The sequence below is a fragment of the Terrihabitans rhizophilus genome (genome assembly GCF_033898525.1).
Taxonomy (GTDB): Bacteria; Pseudomonadota; Alphaproteobacteria; order Rhizobiales; family Methylopilaceae; genus Flaviflagellibacter; species Flaviflagellibacter rhizophilus.
Genome location: NZ_JAXAFJ010000016.1, coordinates 1 through 16,957, shown reverse-complemented (window position 1 = coordinate 16,957; position 16,957 = coordinate 1). Strand labels below are relative to the sequence as shown.

Annotated in this window: 13 protein-coding genes and 1 tRNA gene; all 14 read right to left on the bottom strand. The window is 62.3% G+C overall.

Features of this window, described 5'->3' with window-relative positions; translation table 11 throughout:
* Positions 1 to 86 precede the first annotated feature (86 nt).
* Positions 87 to 2,174, bottom strand: coding sequence for an elongation factor G (gene fusA, locus SCD90_RS16475; RefSeq protein ID WP_319845808.1), 2,088 nt, complete (start codon positions 2,172 to 2,174; stop codon positions 87 to 89).
* A 21-nt stretch (positions 2,175 to 2,195) separates the two neighbouring features.
* Positions 2,196 to 2,666, bottom strand: a complete 471-nt coding sequence (rpsG, locus tag SCD90_RS16470; RefSeq protein ID WP_319845807.1) for a 30S ribosomal protein S7 — start codon at positions 2,664 to 2,666, stop codon at positions 2,196 to 2,198.
* 12 nt (positions 2,667 to 2,678) lie between these two features.
* Positions 2,679 to 3,050 carry a 30S ribosomal protein S12 gene (gene rpsL / locus SCD90_RS16465; protein WP_114958747.1) on the bottom strand — a complete coding sequence of 124 codons (372 nt, stop codon included), beginning with the start codon at positions 3,048 to 3,050 and terminating at the stop codon, positions 2,679 to 2,681.
* A 292-nt stretch (positions 3,051 to 3,342) separates the two neighbouring features.
* Positions 3,343 to 4,326 carry an aldo/keto reductase gene (locus tag SCD90_RS16460; protein ID WP_319845806.1) on the bottom strand — a complete coding sequence of 328 codons (984 nt, stop codon included), beginning with the start codon at positions 4,324 to 4,326 and terminating at the stop codon, positions 3,343 to 3,345.
* A 74-nt stretch (positions 4,327 to 4,400) separates the two neighbouring features.
* On the bottom strand, positions 4,401 to 8,594 hold the full coding sequence (gene rpoC / locus SCD90_RS16455; RefSeq protein ID WP_319845805.1) for a DNA-directed RNA polymerase subunit beta': 4,194 nt from the start codon (positions 8,592 to 8,594) through the stop codon (positions 4,401 to 4,403).
* A gap of 155 nt (positions 8,595 to 8,749) precedes the next feature.
* Positions 8,750 to 12,859: a DNA-directed RNA polymerase subunit beta gene (gene rpoB / locus SCD90_RS16450; RefSeq protein WP_319845804.1), complete on the bottom strand. Its 4,110-nt coding sequence runs from the start codon at positions 12,857 to 12,859 to the stop codon at positions 8,750 to 8,752.
* A 258-nt stretch (positions 12,860 to 13,117) separates the two neighbouring features.
* On the bottom strand, positions 13,118 to 13,495 hold the full coding sequence (rplL, locus tag SCD90_RS16445; RefSeq protein ID WP_319845803.1) for a 50S ribosomal protein L7/L12: 378 nt from the start codon (positions 13,493 to 13,495) through the stop codon (positions 13,118 to 13,120).
* 45 nt (positions 13,496 to 13,540) lie between these two features.
* Positions 13,541 to 14,056: a 50S ribosomal protein L10 gene (gene rplJ / locus SCD90_RS16440; RefSeq protein ID WP_319845802.1), complete on the bottom strand. Its 516-nt coding sequence runs from the start codon at positions 14,054 to 14,056 to the stop codon at positions 13,541 to 13,543.
* Between the two features lie 438 nt (positions 14,057 to 14,494).
* Positions 14,495 to 15,190, bottom strand: coding sequence for a 50S ribosomal protein L1 (gene rplA, locus SCD90_RS16435; protein WP_319845801.1), 696 nt, complete (start codon positions 15,188 to 15,190; stop codon positions 14,495 to 14,497).
* A gap of 2 nt (positions 15,191 to 15,192) precedes the next feature.
* Positions 15,193 to 15,627 carry a 50S ribosomal protein L11 gene (gene rplK, locus SCD90_RS16430; protein ID WP_319845800.1) on the bottom strand — a complete coding sequence of 145 codons (435 nt, stop codon included), beginning with the start codon at positions 15,625 to 15,627 and terminating at the stop codon, positions 15,193 to 15,195.
* Positions 15,628 to 15,750: 123 nt separating this feature from the next.
* Positions 15,751 to 16,281, bottom strand: coding sequence for a transcription termination/antitermination protein NusG (gene nusG, locus SCD90_RS16425; RefSeq protein WP_319845799.1), 531 nt, complete (start codon positions 16,279 to 16,281; stop codon positions 15,751 to 15,753).
* 6 nt (positions 16,282 to 16,287) lie between these two features.
* Positions 16,288 to 16,479: a preprotein translocase subunit SecE gene (gene secE, locus SCD90_RS16420; RefSeq protein ID WP_319845798.1), complete on the bottom strand. Its 192-nt coding sequence runs from the start codon at positions 16,477 to 16,479 to the stop codon at positions 16,288 to 16,290.
* A 114-nt stretch (positions 16,480 to 16,593) separates the two neighbouring features.
* Positions 16,594 to 16,670: transfer RNA gene (locus SCD90_RS16415), tRNA-Trp, on the bottom strand.
* A 211-nt stretch (positions 16,671 to 16,881) separates the two neighbouring features.
* A partial coding sequence (locus SCD90_RS16410) for an EF-Tu C-terminal domain-related protein (protein ID WP_159731174.1) occupies positions 16,882 to 16,957 on the bottom strand: 76 nt, incomplete at its 5' end.

Genomic DNA, 16,957 nt, shown 5'->3' with positions numbered 1-16,957 from the left:
TTGCAGTGCGGCTTGTTCCGCGAAAACTTCTCTTTGGCCATGGCGGGCTTCCGTTTCCGTGTTCTCTAGATTTGCGGGTGCGGGATTCAGGCGAACTTCGCCTGAACCTCCTGAGCGATGTGCGCGGGCACCTGCTCGTAATGATCGAACTGCATCGTGAACTGGGCGCGGCCCTGGCTGAACGAACGCAGCTGGCTGACATAGCCGAACATATTGGCCAGCGGGACCATCGCGTTCACGACGTTCGCGTTGCCGCGCATGTCCTGACCGAGGATCTGGCCGCGACGGGAGTTCAGGTCGCCGATGACCGAGCCGGTATATTCTTCAGGCGTCACGACCTCTACCTTCATGATCGGCTCGAGCAGGACGGAGTTGCCCTTCTGGAGGCCCTCACGAAGAGCGGCACGCGAGGCGATTTCGAAGGCGAGGGCCGACGAGTCAACCTCATGGTAGGCGCCGTCGATCAGCTCGACCTTGAGGTCGACGACCGGGAAGCCCGCGACCACGCCAGCGCCGAGCACCGAGTTCAGGCCCTTTTCGACGCCTGGCAGATATTCCTTCGGAACAGCACCGCCGACGATCTTGGACGAGAACTCAAAGCCCTTGCCGACTTCGTTCGGCTCGATGTTGAACTTCACCCGGGCAAACTGACCGGTACCGCCGGTCTGCTTCTTGTGGGTGTAGTCGATCTCGACCTTGCGGGAGATGCGCTCACGGTACGCAACCTGCGGCGCACCGATGTTCGCGTCCACCTTGTAGGTACGGCGCAGAATGTCGACCTTGATGTCGAGGTGAAGCTCGCCCATGCCCTTGAGAATGGTCTGGCCGCTCTCCTGGTCGGTGGACACACGGAAGGACGGATCCTCCGCAGCCATCTTGTGGAGCGCAGTGCCCAGCTTCTCCTGGTCGGCCTTGGACTTCGGCTCGATCGCGATCTCGATGACCGGCTCCGGGAATTCCATGCGCTCGAGGATGACGGGCTTCAGGGGGTCGCAAAGGGTGTCACCCGTGCGAACTTCCTTCAGACCAGCCAGAGCGACGATGTCGCCGGCATAGGCTTCCTTGATGTCTTCGCGATTGTTGGCGTGCATCAGCAGCATGCGGCCGATGCGCTCTTTCTTGTCGCGCGTCGAGTTGATCAGGTTGGCGCCCGTCTCAAGCTTGCCGGAGTAGATGCGGCAGAACGTGATGGTGCCGACGAACGGATCGTCCATGATCTTGAAGCCGAGCAGCGCAAGCGGCTCGCTGTCGGAAGACAGACGCACCACTTCGTCGTCATTGCGCGGATCGATACCCTTGATCGGGGGAACGTCGAGCGGCGAAGGCAGGTAGTCGACAACCGCGTCTAGCAACGGCTGCACGCCCTTGTTCTTGAAGGCCGTTCCGCAAAGCACCGGATAGAACGTGCTGTTCAGCACGGCCTTGCGGATCATCCGCTTCAGAGTTGCCTCATCGGGCTCAGTGCCATCGAGATACGCTTCCATGACCGCGTCATCGACTTCGACAGCCGCTTCGACGAGCTTGGAACGGTACTCAGCTGCCTGAGCCTGGTAGCTCTCCGGAATGTCCATGAGCTTCGGCGGGGTCGAGGCGTTGACTGCGGTGTCGTTGCTCTCCCAGACGATCGCCTTCATCTGCACGAGATCGATCACGCCGCGGAAATCGGCTTCCGAGCCCATCGGCAGCTGGATCGCAATCGGACGCGCACCAAGACGCTTCACGATGTCATCGAGGCACTTGAAGAAGTCGGCGCCCGTCTTGTCCATCTTGTTGCAGAAGACAATGCGCGGCACGCGGTACTTATCGCCCTGGCGCCAAACCGTCTCGGTCTGCGGTTCCACACCCTGGTTGGAGTCGAGAACGCACACAGCGCCGTCGAGCACGCGCAGCGAACGCTCGACTTCGATCGTGAAGTCGACGTGCCCGGGGGTGTCGATGATGTTGAGGCGCTTGTCCTTCCAGAAAGCGGTCGTCGCGGCGGACGTAATCGTGATGCCGCGCTCCTGCTCCTGCTCCATCCAGTCCATGGTGGCAGCGCCTTCATGGACTTCGCCGATCTTGTGGCTCTTACCAGTGAAGAAGAGGATCCGCTCCGTAGTCGTCGTCTTCCCGGCGTCGATGTGCGCCATGATGCCGAAGTTACGGTAGTCCTCGATTTTATGGATACGGGCCATGATCGGGTCCTTCGAACAGTCTTACCAGCGGTAGTGCGAGAACGCGCGGTTGGCGTCGGCCATCCGGTGCGTGTCTTCGCGCTTCTTCACGGCGGTGCCACGATTGTTGGCAGCGTCGAGAAGTTCAGCCGACAGCTTGTCGACCATGGTCTTTTCGTTGCGGGCCCGGGCGGCAATGATCAGCCAGCGGATCGCAAGAGCCTGGCGACGATCGGGGCGAACCTCGACCGGAACCTGGTAGGTCGCACCACCGACGCGGCGCGAACGCACTTCGACGGACGGGGCAACATTGTCGAGCGCAGCGTGAAACACCTCGATGGGGTTCTGCTTCGCACGGCTTTCGACGGTGTCGAAGGCGCCATAGACGATCGTCTCGGCGACGGACTTCTTACCGTCTTCCATGATGCAGTTCATGAACTTGGTGAGCACGATGTCACCAAACTTGGGGTCCGGGATGATCTCCCGGCGCTCGGCACGATGGCGGCGCGACATGGACGCTTTCCCTTACTTCGGACGCTTCACGCCGTACTTCGAACGGCGCTGCTTGCGGTTCTTGACGCCCTGGGTATCCAGAACGCCGCGAAGGATGTGGTAGCGCACGCCGGGCAGATCCTTGACGCGGCCGCCGCGGATCATGACCACCGAATGCTCCTGAAGGTTATGACCTTCACCCGGAATGTAGCCGATGACTTCGAAGCCATTGGTGAGACGCACCTTGGCAACCTTACGAAGCGCCGAGTTCGGCTTCTTCGGGGTCGTCGTATAAACGCGAGTGCACACGCCGCGCTTCTGCGGGCAGGCCTCGAGATGGCGTGCCTTCTCGCGGTATACGGGCGCCTGCCGCGGCTTGCGGATCAGCTGACTGATTGTCGGCATCGTTCGCCTTTTCTTCCCAAGCGCATAGCGCTGCAAACACAAACATCGCCCAGCTGACCTTCGAAGAGGCAGCGGGCGATTGCCCAGACAGAGGACCACCACGCGTCAAGCACGCGGCGGTCTTGTTATCCAAGGACCAATAAACTTGTTTCAGCAGAGGTTTAGGTTAGATGGCTCTTCGCTGTTGCGATGAGACGACAGAACCTACCTGCCTGCTGGAGTACCGGGCTTGTACTTTTTCACCTCACTGTCGTCAACCCCTTTCGGCCACGACAGAGGGTAAAGGCGCCGTTTACTTGTTCACCATGGCCAAAGCGGCAGCTCCGTATCGCTCTCCAAGCATCGCGTGCGCCGGAAACGCGTCGTCTATGGCCTTCAGGTCAGCAGAATCGAGACTGATGTCTGCGGCGGCGGCGTTGTCCTGGAGATTCGCCAGCCGCCGTGCACCGGGAATCGGCACGATGTCGTCGCCTTGGTGAAGCACCCACGCGAGCGCCAGCTGTGCGGTCGTGCAGCCCTTCCGGTTCGCGATCTCGTTCAGACGATCGACGAGTGACAGGTTCTTGCCGAGGTTGTCGCCCGAGAAGCGCGGGTAATTCCGCCGCGCATCATCCGCGGACAGAGCCGAGGTGTCGCGGATCGTACCTGACAGCAGGCCGCGCGCGAGAGGACTGAACGGGACGAAGCTGATCCCCAGTTCCCGGCAGAGCGGAAGGATCTCGTTCTCCGGATCACGTGTCGCGAGCGAGTACTCGGATTGCAAAGCGGTAATCGGGTGCACCGCATGAGCCCGGCGGATGCTGGCGGCACCCGCCTCGGAGAGGCCAAGCGCCCTCACCTTCCCCTCGCGAACCAGATCGGCCATGGCACCGACGGTCTCCTCGATTGCGACGTCGGGATCCACGCGATGCTGGTAGTAGAGATCGATGACGTCGATGCCGAGCCGCTTCAACGATGCCTCGGCCACCGCCTTCACGTTTTCAGGGCGGCCATTGGCGCCCAGCGTTTTGCCGGCTTCGTCGAAGCGGAAGCCGAACTTGGTGGCGATCACGACCTGATCGCGAATGCCCTTCAAAGCCTTGCCGACGAGCTTTTCATTCTCATACGGACCATAAATCTCGGCCGTGTCGAAGAAGTTGATGCCCAGGTCGAAGGCCTTGCGCAGCGTGTTGATGGCATCGGGCTCTTCCTGGCCGCCATAGGCAAAGCTCATGCCCATGCAACCAAGTCCGATTGCGGAGACCTGGAGCCTTCCTCCAAGAGTGCGGGTCTTCATGCGGCTCTCCTGATGCTGTTTGAAACAAAAAAGGGCTGCCGGTGAGGGCAGCCCTTTCGATGCGCTGTCGCCGATTACTCGGCAGGCCCCTCGATCATTGCCGCGCGGCCTGCGGAGGCGCGCTGCGCGTCCGCGTTCTGCTGCGCAACGATGAGGTCGTCGCGATGGGTCGCCACTTCGCGGATGCGGTTCATCACAGCACCGGTGCCAGCGGGGATGAGGCGACCCACGATGACGTTCTCCTTGAGGCCTTCCAGCGTGTCCGACTTGCCGTTGACGGCGGCTTCGGTCAGCACGCGGGTCGTTTCCTGGAAGGAGGCCGCCGAGATGAAGGATCGCGTCTGCAGCGAGGCCTTCGTGATGCCGAGCAGGACAGGCTTGCCGCTTGCCGGCTTCTTGCCCTCGCCCACCATCTTCTCGTTAATCTCGTCGAGCTCCATCCGGTCGACCTGCTCGTTGACGATCAGATCGGTGTCTCCGGCATCGTCGATCTCGACCTTCTGCAGCATCTGGCGAACGATCACCTCGATGTGCTTGTCGTTGATCTGCACGCCCTGCAGCCGGTAGACGTCCTGGATCTCGTTGACGAGGTAGGCCGCGAGTGCCTCCACGCCCTTGATGGCCAGGATGTCGTGCGGTGCCGGATTGCCGTCGACGATGTAGTCACCCTTCTCCACGACGTCGCCGTCCTGCAGATAGATGTGCTTGCCCTTCGGGATCAGGTACTCGACCGCGTCTACGCCATCCTCGTGAGGCTGGATCGTGAGGCGACGCTTGTTCTTGTAGTCCTTGCCGAACTGGATCGTACCGGAGACCTCGGCGATGATCGCCGCGTCCTTCGGCTTGCGTGCCTCGAACAGCTCCGCCACGCGCGGCAGACCGCCCGTGATGTCGCGGGTCTTGGCGCTCTCCGTCGGGATACGCGCAACGATGTCGCCGCCCTGCACCTTGCCGTTCGGATTGACCGAGATGATGGCCTCCGCCGGCAGCAGGTAACGAGCCTCGCCGCCCTTCGGCGTGCGCAGGATCTTGCCGTCCTGATCCTTGATCACGATGGCAGGCTTCAGGTCCTGGTTGCGGCTCGAGGTCCGCCAATCAAGCACGACACGCTTGGTGATGCCTGTCGCCTCGTCGGTGGTCTCGGTGACGGACGCGCCCTCAACGAGATCCTCGAAATCGGCAAAACCGTCCACTTCCGTCACGATAGGACGGGTGTAGGGGTCCCACTCCGCGATGCGCTGGCCACGCTTGATGGCGTCGCCCTCGTCCACGCGCAGCTTGGCACCGTAAAGCAGGCGGTGCGTTGCACGCTCCGTGCCATCGGCGTCCTCGACCACGATCTGGACGTTGCGGCCCATCACGATCAGGTCGCCTTCGCTGTTCCGCGCCGCATTGCGGTTGCGCATGCGGATGACGCCCTCGAAGCTCGACTCGAGGAACGAGGTGTCCGCCAGCTGCGCCGTGCCGCCGATGTGGAACGTGCGCATGGTGAGCTGCGTACCCGGCTCGCCGATCGACTGCGCGGCGATGACGCCGACAGCCTCGCCGTGATTGACGGGCGTGCCGCGCGCGAGATCGCGGCCGTAGCACATGGCGCACACGCCGACCTTGGTCTCGCAGGTCAGCACCGAGAGGATCTTGATCTCCTGGATGCCGGCCTTCGCAATACGCTCCACATCAGCTTCGCTGATCAGCGTCTTCGCCGGAACGATCACATCACCGGTGGAAGCCTGGATGACGTCCTCGGCCGTGGTGCGGCCCAGCACGCGCATGCCAAGCGTCGCCACGATCTGTCCGGCATCGACAACCGCGCGGACACGGATGCCCTCGTCGGTGCCACAGCTCGACTCCGTGATGATGCAGTCCTGCGCCACGTCGACGAGACGCCGGGTCAGATAGCCCGAGTTCGCGGTCTTCAGCGCGGTGTCCGCAAGGCCCTTACGGGCGCCATGGGTCGAGTTGAAGTATTCGAGAACCGACAGGCCTTCCTTGAAGTTCGAGATGATCGGGGTCTCGATGATCTCGCCCGACGGCTTGGCCATGAGGCCTCGCATACCGGCAAGCTGCTTCATCTGCGCGGGCGAACCACGCGCACCGGAATGGGCCATCATGTAGATCGAGTTGATCTGCTTGTCGGCGCCGTTCTCATCCTTCTGGACGGCCGAAATGCGGCCCATCATCTCTTCGGCGATCTTGTCCGTGCACTTGGCCCAGGCATCGACCACCTTGTTGTACTTCTCGCCCTGGGTGATCAGGCCATCCTGGTACTGCTGCTCGTATTCCTTGGCGAGCGTGCGGGTCGTCTCGACGATCTTCGCCTTGGTGTCCGGGATGACCATGTCATCCTTGCCGAACGAGATGCCCGCCTTGAACGCGTTGTGGAAACCGAGCGCCATCGCCCGGTCGCAGAAGATCACCGTCTCCTTCTGACCGCAGTGGCGATACACCGTGTCGATCATGTTGGAGATTTCCTTCTTCGTCATGAGCTTGTTCACGACGTCGAACGGAACCTTGGCATTCTTCGGCAGCAGCTGGCCAAGCATCATGCGGCCGGGAGTGGTCTCGTAGACCTTGGTGACCGTCTCGCCGTTCTCGTCGACGCCGGCATACCGCCCCTTGATCTTGGAGTGCAGCGTAACCTTCTTGTGGAAGAGCGCGTGCTCCACTTCGCCCATATCGGAGAAGATCATGCCCTCACCTTCCGCACCATCGCGAACGATGGAGAGGTAGTAGAGGCCCAGCACAATATCCTGCGACGGCACGATGATCGGAAGACCGTTCGCCGGATGCAGGATGTTGTTGGTCGACATCATCAGCACGCGGGCTTCCAGCTGCGCCTCAAGCGACAGCGGAACGTGCACGGCCATCTGGTCGCCGTCGAAGTCGGCGTTGAACGCCGAGCAGACGAGCGGGTGCAGCTGGATTGCCTTGCCTTCGATCAGTGTCGGCTCGAAGGCCTGGATGCCAAGCCGATGGAGCGTCGGAGCGCGGTTCAGCAGCACCGGGTGCTCGCGGATGACCTCGTCCAGGATATCCCAAACCTCGGGCTTCTCCTTCTCCACGAGCTTCTTCGCCTGCTTGACCGTAGTGGCCAGGCCCTTGGCGTCGAGACGCGCATAGATGAACGGCTTGAACAGCTCCAGCGCCATCTTTTTGGGAAGACCACACTGGTGCAGCTTCAGCTCGGGACCGACCACGATGACCGAACGGCCGGAATAATCGACGCGCTTGCCGAGCAGGTTCTGGCGGAACCGGCCCTGCTTGCCCTTCAGCATGTCGGCGAGCGACTTCAGCGGGCGCTTGTTGACGCCCGTGATCACGCGGCCGCGGCGGCCGTTGTCGAACAGTGCGTCGACCGACTCCTGCAGCATCCGCTTTTCGTTGCGGATGATGATGTCCGGCGCGCGCAGCTCGATCAGGCGCTTCAAGCGGTTGTTACGGTTGATGACGCGGCGATAGAGGTCGTTCAGGTCCGAGGTCGCGAAGCGGCCGCCGTCGAGGGGGACGAGCGGGCGCAGGTCCGGCGGGATCACCGGCACGACGGTCAGGATCATCCATTCCGGCTTGTTGCCGGATTCGACGAAGGCTTCGACGATCTTCAGCCGCTTGGCGAACTTCTTCTTTTTGATGTCCGAGTCGGTCTGGCCGATGTCGTTCCGCAGATCCTCGGCGATCTTGTTGAGATCCATTGCCTTCAGGATCTCGCGGATCGCTTCCGCGCCGATCTGAGCCGTGAAGCTGTCCTCACCAAACTCGTCCTGAGCGGTGATGTACTCTTCCTCGGTCAGCAGCTGGCGGTCCTTGAGCGGCGTCAGGCCCGGCTCGAGGACGACATACTTCTCGAAGTACAGGATGGCTTCGAGGTCGCGCAGCGTCATATCGAGCAGAAGCCCGATACGGCTCGGCAGCGACTTCAGGAACCAGATATGCGCAACCGGAGCCGCGAGCTCGATGTGGCCCATGCGCTCGCGCCGGACGCGCGACAGGGTAACTTCGACGCCGCACTTCTCGCAGATGACGCCCTTGTACTTCATCCGCTTGTACTTGCCGCACAGGCACTCATAGTCCTTGATGGGACCAAAGATGCGCGCGCAAAACAGGCCGTCACGTTCTGGCTTGAACGTCCGATAGTTGATCGTTTCCGGCTTCTTGATTTCGCCGAAAGACCAGGAAAGAATCTTCTCCGGGCTCGAGATCGAGATCTTGATCTGATCGAAGGTCGGAGCCGGCGCTGCCGTGTTGAAAAGATTCATCACTTCCTGATTCATCTTCTTCTCCTCGTTGCGGACTGTGGGACCAGGCCCTGCCATCCGCCGGCAAATCGGTGTCACCTAACTCCGGCGGAGAAAGGTCAAGCCGCCTGAGGCGGCCGGGTGAGGGTTAGCCCCTCACCCCAAGGCTCTTCCTGCGAAGAGCGCGATGATCACTCGGCCGCGTCGGCCGGGGGGACCTGACGGTTCGTGGCCGTGAGATCCACGTTGAGACCGAGCGAACGCATCTCCTTGACGAGGACGTTGAAGCTCTCGGGAATGCCGGCCTCGAAGGTGTCGTCGCCGCGAACGATCGCCTCGTAGACCTTGGTACGGCCGGCAACGTCGTCCGACTTCACCGTCAGCATCTCCTGCAAGGTGTATGCCGCGCCGTAGGCCTCGAGGGCCCACACCTCCATCTCGCCGAAGCGCTGGCCACCGAACTGCGCCTTTCCGCCCAGCGGCTGCTGGGTAACGAGCGAGTACGGACCGATGGAACGAGCATGGATCTTGTCGTCCACCAGATGGTGCAGCTTCAGCATGTAGATGTAGCCAACCGTGACCTGACGATCGAACTGATCGCCCGTACGGCCGTCGAACACCGTGGACTGCCCGGTCTCGTTGAGGCCGGCCATCTTCAAGTGCCGCTCGATATCGGCTTCCTTGGCACCGTCGAACACCGGGGTCGCGATCGGAACACCCTTGCGCAGGTTCTCCGACATCTCGATCAGCTCATCGTCCGACATCGACTTCACAGTCTCGTCGTCGCCATACACCTCATGCAGCTTGCCCAGAAGCTCCTGCGAGCCAGCACCGGCCTTATAGGCTTCGATGGCGCGCCCGATCTGCAATCCAAGTCCGGCGCATGCCCAGCCCAGATGCGTCTCGAGGATCTGCCCGACATTCATGCGGCTCGGCACGCCGAGCGGGTTCAGCACGATGTCGACATTGGTCCCGTCAGCCAGGAACGGCATGTCTTCGACCGGCACGATGCGCGACACGACACCCTTGTTGCCGTGACGTCCGGCCATCTTGTCGCCCGGCTGGATCTTGCGCTTCACGGCGACGAAGACCTTGACCGACTTCATGACGCCCGGAGGCAGTTCGTCGCCGCGCTGCAGCTTCTCGACCTTGTCGAGGAAGCGCTGTTCCAGCCGCTTCTTCGACTCGTCGTACTGCTTGCGCATGGCTTCGAGCTCGCTCATGACGCGATCTTCGCCGACGGCGAACATCCACCACTGGGAGCGCGGATACTCGTCCAAAGCCTCGCGGCTCAGCACGGTCTCCTTCTTAAAGCCCTTCGGGCCCGCGACACCGGTCTGGCCGTTCAGCACTTCGCCGAGACGCGCATAGACGTTGCGGTCGAGGATCGCGAGTTCGTCGTCACGGTCCTTAGCAAGACGCTCGATTTCCTCGCGTTCGATGGCCAGCGCACGTTCGTCCTTCTCGACGCCGTGGCGGTTGAACACGCGGACTTCCACCACCGTGCCCTGCACGCCCGGGGGCACGCGGAGCGAGGTGTCGCGAACATCGGACGCCTTCTCGCCGAAGATGGCGCGGAGAAGCTTCTCCTCCGGCGTCATCGGGCTCTCGCCCTTCGGCGTGATCTTGCCGCACAGGATGTCACCGGCGCGGACTTCAGCGCCGATATAGACAACGCCGGACTCGTCGAGGTTCTTCAGCGCCTCTTCCGAAACGTTCGGAATATCGCGCGTGATCTCCTCTGGGCCGAGCTTCGTGTCACGGGCGGCGACTTCGAATTCCTCGATGTGGATCGAGGTGAAGACGTCGTCCGAGACGATCTTCTCGGAGAGAAGGATCGAGTCCTCGAAGTTGTAGCCATTCCACGGCATGAACGCGACGAGCACGTTGCGGCCGAGCGCCAGTTCGCCGAGATCGGTCGAAGGACCGTCAGCCACGATGTCGCCGCGGTGAACCCGCTCGCCCACCTTCACCAGCGGACGCTGGTTGATGCAGGTCGACTGGTTCGAACGCTGGAACTTCATCAGGTTGTAGATGTCGACGCCAGGACGGGCCGGGTCGGTTTCGTCCGCCCGGATGACGATGCGGGTTGCGTCCACCTGATCGACGACGCCGGCGCGGCGAGCCGCGATGGCTGCACCCGAGTCACGCGCCACGACGGCTTCCATGCCGGTGCCGACAAGAGGCGCCTGCGAGCGCACCAGCGGAACCGCCTGGCGCTGCATGTTGGAGCCCATGAGAGCACGGTTCGCGTCGTCGTTCTCGAGGAACGGGATGAGCGCCGCGGCCACCGAGACCAGCTGCTTCGGAGAGACGTCCATGAGGTCGACACGGTCGGCCGGGATCAGGGTCACGTCGCCGGCATGGCGGCAGACCACAAGGTCCTCCGTCAGGCGGCCGTCAGCATCGATGGCCGAATTGGCCTGTGCGACCGTGTACTTGCTCTCCTCGACAGCCGACAGATACGCGACATCGTCCGTGACCTTGCCATCCACGACCTTGCGGTACGGGCTCTCGATGAAGCCGTACTTGTTGACACGCGCAAACGTGGCCAGCGAGTTGATGAGGCCGATATTCGGGCCTTCGGGCGTTTCGATCGGGCAGATACGGCCGTAATGCGTCGGGTGCACGTCGCGCACTTCGAAGCCGGCGCGCTCGCGCGTCAGACCACCTGGTCCAAGTGCCGAGAGACGGCGCTTGTGCGTGATCTCCGACAGCGGGTTGGTCTGGTCCATGAACTGCGACAGCTGCGAGGATCCGAAGAACTCACGCACGGCGGCAGCAGCCGGCTTGGCGTTGATCAGGTCCTGCGGCATGACCGTGTCGATCTCGACCGAGGACATGCGCTCCTTGATAGCGCGCTCCATGCGGAGCAGGCCGACGCGGTACTGATTCTCCATCAGCTCGCCGACGGAGCGAACGCGGCGGTTGCCGAGATGGTCGATGTCGTCGATCTCGCCGCGGCCGTCACGCAGGTCCACCAGCGTCTTGATGACCGCAAGGATATCCTCGCGGCGGAGCGTGCGCTGGGTGTCAGGCGCGTCGAGGTCGAGGCGCATGTTCATCTTCACGCGGCCGACGGCCGAGAGGTCGTAGCGCTCGCCATCGAAGAACAGCGACTGGAACATCGCCTGGGCGGTGTCGGTGGTCGGGGGCTCACCCGGGCGCATGACACGGTAGATGTCGAACAGCGCACCGTCGCGGCCCGTGTTCTTGTCGGCCGCCAGCGTGTTGCGGATGTAACCGCCGATGTTCACGTGGTCGATGTCGAGAACCTCGATATCGTTCTGGCCGATTTCGTCGAAGGTCTTCAACGTCTTGTCGGTGATCTCTTCACCGGCTTCGACGTAGATTTCGCCGGTCTGCTCGTTCACCAGATCCTCGGCGACATAGCTGCCGATCAGATCCTCGGCCGTAACGCGCAGCGACTTCACGCCCTTTTCGGCGAGTTGCCGCGCGGCGCGAACAGTCAGCTTCTTGCCGGCTTCCAGGACGACTTCGCCGGTGTCCGCGTCAACGAGATCGACGGTCGCCTTGAAGCCCTTCATGCGCTCTGCGAGGTAGGGCATGCGCCAGCCGTCGCCGGACTTCTGGTATTCGATCTTGTTGTAGAAGGTCGCGAGGATCTCTTCACTGTCGAGGCCAAGGGCGTAGAGCAGCGACGTCACCGGGATCTTACGCTTCCGGTCGATGCGCGCGTAGACGATGTCCTTGGCGTCGAACTCGATGTCGAGCCACGAACCGCGATAAGGGATGATGCGGGCAGCGAACAGGAGCTTGCCGGAGGCATGCGTCTTGCCGCGGTCGTGGTCGAAGAACACGCCCGGCGAACGGTGCATCTGAGAAACGATGACGCGCTCGGTGCCATTGACGATGAAGGTGCCGTTCATGGTCATGAGCGGCATGTCGCCCATGTAGACGTCCTGCTCCTTGATGTCCTTGACGGACTTGGCGCCGGTCTCCTCGTCGACATCGAACACGATCAGGCGCAGGGTCACCTTCAGCGGCGCGGCAAAGGTCATGCTGCGCTGGCGGCACTCGTCCACGTCGTATTTCGGCTGCTCGAACTCGTACTTCACGAACTCCAGCATGGCCGTGTTGGCGAAGTCGGAGATCGGGAACACAGACTTGAAAACCGAATGCAGGCCCTCGTCCGTCCGCTGCTCCGCCGTGTAGTCGATCTGCAGGAACTGATCGTAGGATGCCTTCTGAACCTCGATCAGGTTCGGCATCTCCGCAACTTCGGCGATCTTGCCGAAGGACTTGCGGACACGTTTGCGGCCGGTGAACGTCTGAGCCATGTGGCGTCTCTCGCTTCGCTCTCGCTTCCCCACGCGCCTGGAAGGCCAGCAGGGCGGACCCGGGGGTCCTCGAATTGCGGCCCCTCAAGGGCCAAAAAGCCGCGTCGCGTACGCCCTTCCGGACGCAGCCCCGCAGCCTGTATTCCGTCAGCGCCTCCGGCTATCCCGTCTCATCGGGACCACCTGAAGCCGTGCTTCCCGGATGCACGGGGCACCCGGGAGCAACTGGTGCGGCGGCGCAGAAGCGCCGCGCGGCAATTACTTGATCTCGACCTTGGCGCCAACCTTCTCAAGGGTCTCCTTGAGCTTGGCAGCCTCGTCCTTGGACACGCCTTCCTTGACGGCCTTCGGAGCGGCTTCAACGAGATCCTTGGCTTCCTTCAGGCCGAGGCCCGTGATAGCGCGGATTTCCTTGATCACTTCGATCTTCTTCTCGCCGAAGGCGGCGAGGATCACGGTGAACTCGGTCTGCTCTTCAGCAGCCGGAGCAGCAGCGCCGCCGCCAGCAGGAGCAGCAACGGCAACAGCCGCAGCAGCGGACACGCCCCACTTCTCTTCGAGAAGCTTGGCGAGCTCGGCAGCTTCGAGAACGGTCAGGTTGGAAAGCTCGTCAACGAGCTTGGACAGATCAGCCATATGGGTATTCCTTACGGTTCGAACAAGATGTTTTGGGGAACGGCCTCAGGCCGCGTCTCGGTCGGCATATGCCCCGAACACGCGCGCGAGCTTCGCAGCGGGCGCGGTCGACAGCTGTGCAAGCTTGGTTGCCGGAGCCTGGACCAGGCCGACAATCTTCGCGCGCAGTTCGTCGAGCGACGGAAGTGTGGCAAGCGCCTTAACTCCGTCTGCATTCAGGGAGGTCGTTCCCAGAGCTCCGCCGAGGATAACGAGCTTGTCGTTTCCGCGGGCGAAGTTGACGACGACCTTCGTCGCAGCCACCGGGTCATCGCTGTAGGCGAGGACCGTGGGACCTGTGAGCAGGTTCCCGAGGTGAGCGACGTCAGTGCCTTCGAGAGCGATTTTGGCGAGGCGGTTCTTGGCGACCTTCAGGGTTGCGCCGGCTTCCTGCATCTGCCGCCGAAGCAGCGTCAGCTGGGACACCGAAAGCCCCGAATAATGGGCAACGACAACGACCCCGGTGTTCTGGAACACCTGGCTCAGTTGCGCGACCGATTCACGCTTTTCCGCACGATCCACGCGCTCTCTCCAGTCAGACGGAGGGACCGATGATCCCACCGCCGGGTGCACTTGCTGCCTGCCAAAAACCAGCAGACAGCCCTTTGTGCCCTGTCCCTTCAGCCCCGCATGCGCGGAGACAGGAGGTGCTAGAGGTTCGAACCGAATGGGGACTTGCCCCAGAACTGCTCTTACCCGTCTGTGCTGGCTCTTGCGATTTAAACCCCGGCGGCTGCCGCGGCACCTGCAGTCTCGGACAGGACTAAGGAGGGCTTGCGCCCTCCCTCACTCCACCCGGATTACCGGGCAGAATTTCTAAATTGTAGATTGCGCCGACATCAGCGGACGCAAAGGGCTTTATACGAGACCGATAACGGTTCGTCACCCCTCAGCACGCAGGAATCACGAAATTGTTCCATGCCGCGCAGGGTTTTTCAGCCGGCGCGGCATGATTTTGGATCAGACGAGAACCGTCGACGGCTCGACGCGGATGCCCGGGCCCATCGTAGAGCTGATGGCGACCTTCTGAAGATAGGTGCCCTTCGCGCCAGCCGGCTTGGCCTTGACCACCGCGTCTGCAAAGGCGCGAATGTTCTCGGACAGTTTCTGGGCGTCGAAGCTCGCCTTGCCGATGCCGGCATGGATGATGCCAGCCTTCTCGACGCGGAACTCCACGGCGCCACCCTTGGCGGCAGCGACAGCAGCCTTCACGTCCATGGTGACCGTGCCAACCTTCGGGTTCGGCATCAGGCCGCGCGGGCCGAGCACCTTGCCGAGACGGCCGACCAGCGGCATCAGATCCGGGGTCGCGATGCAGCGATCAAAGTTGATCGTGCCGCCCTGGACCGTCTCGAGCAGGTCTTCCGCACCGACGACATCAGCACCGGCTTCACGGGCCTCATCGGCCTTTGCGCCGCGAGCGAACACCGCCACGCGCATCGTGCGGCCGGAACCGTTCGGCAGGTTGCAGACGCCACGGACCATCTGGTCGGCGTGGCGCGGATCAACGCCCAGGTTCAGCGACACTTCGACGGTCTCGTCGAACTTCGCCGTGGCCTTTTCCTTCAGCAGCTTGATGGCCTCGTCGAGACCAACCAGCTTCGTTGCATCGATGCCTTCGCGGGCCTTGGCGATGCGCTTGCCAATCTTTGCCATGTTCAGCCCTCCACCACTGCGAGGCCCATAGACCGGGCGGAGCCTTCAACCATGCTCGCGGCCGCCTCGACGGTCGTGGCATTCAGGTCCTTCATCTTCTGCTCGGCGATCTCACGGATCTGCGCGCGCGTGATGGACCCGGCGGTGGCGCCCTTACCGGGGGTCTGGGAGCCCTTGCCGACTTTCGCAGCCGTCTTCAGGAAGTGGCTCATCGGGGGCGACTTCATGACGAAGGTGAACGAGCGGTCCTGATAGGCCGTGATCACCACCGGAATCGGCGTGCCCTTTTCGATCTGGGCGGTCTGCGCGTTGAACGCCTTGCAGAATTCCATGATGTTGAGGCCGCGCTGGCCGAGTGCAGGGCCGATCGGCGGGGACGGATTGGCCGACCCGGCCTTAACCTGCAGCTTGATATAGCCTGATACTTTCTTCGCCATGTCTTACCTCACATTGTGCCGGCGCATGGCCGGCGCTGTGTTCGTGGTTCGGTTCGGGTGACCCGGTTGGCGTACCGGGGCCCTCCTCCCACGCATGCCCGCCTCGTAAGAGGCGGTTGCGGATCAGGTCTTCTCGACCTGCCCGTATTCGAGTTCCACAGGAGTGGCGCGACCGAAGATGGACACAGCCACCTTGAGGCGGGCGCGGCCCTCGTCGACTTCCTCGACGATGCCGTTGAACGATGCGAACGGACCGTCGGACACGCGCACTTGCTCGCCGATCTCGAAGGAGATGGAGGGCTTCGGCCGCTCGACACCTTCCTGGACCTGCTGGACGATGCGCATCGCCTCTGCCTCGGAGATGGGCGTGGGGCGGTTGTCCGCGCCCAGAAAGCCCGTCACCTTCGGAGTGTTCTTGATGAGGTGGTAGGCCTCGTCCGTCATGTCCATCTTCACCAGCACATAGCCGGGGAAGAACTTGCGCTCGGCATCGACCTTACGGCCGCGGCGCACTTCGACGACCTTTTCGGTCGGGACGAGAATGTCTTCGAACAGGCCGCCGAGACCGCGCTGCTCGGCGTTCTCGCGGATCGCGTCAGCCACCTTCTTCTCGAAGTTGGAATAGGCGTGAACGATGTACCAGCGCTTTGCCATCTCTGCTTACTGCCCCACGCCGAGAATGAAGGTCACAGCGATGCGCAGCACCTGATCGACCAGGAGGAAGAAAACGGAAGCGATGATCGCGAAAACGAACACCATGGCCGTGGTTATGAGGGTCTCGCGACGGCTCGGCCAAACCACCTTGGCTGTTTCCGTGCGGACTTCCTGAAAGAACTTGACGGGGTCTGCCATGGCCTCTTTGTCACGACTAAAAGAGACCGGCCGATAAGGCGCAGCCTCTTGGTGTTCACATTGCGCGTTCGACGCTTGCGCGTCAGGCCCGCGCTGCCTGAGGATCCTGCCGGATGGCAGGAGTGGAGGGACTCGAACCCCCAACCCCCGGTTTTGGAGACCGGTGCTCTGACCAGTTGAGCTACACTCCTACACGGAGACCGCGTTGGGTGGGCGCTTAAAACACGCACCCCGCCCGAATTCAAGTGCGATCCCCGGAAAGGCTGCACCGGCCGGGAGGTTCCGGCCAGTGCGATGTTGATTACTCGATGATGCTTGCGACGACGCCGGCGCCGATCTCAAGTGCGGTGTTCCGCACTTGAGCACTATGAATGCGGCTGTCGCTACGGGGCACCGCTTCGATCATTCGATGATCGAAGCCACGACCCCTGCTCCAACCGTGCGGCCGCCTTCACGGATGGCGAAGCGCAGCTTCTCC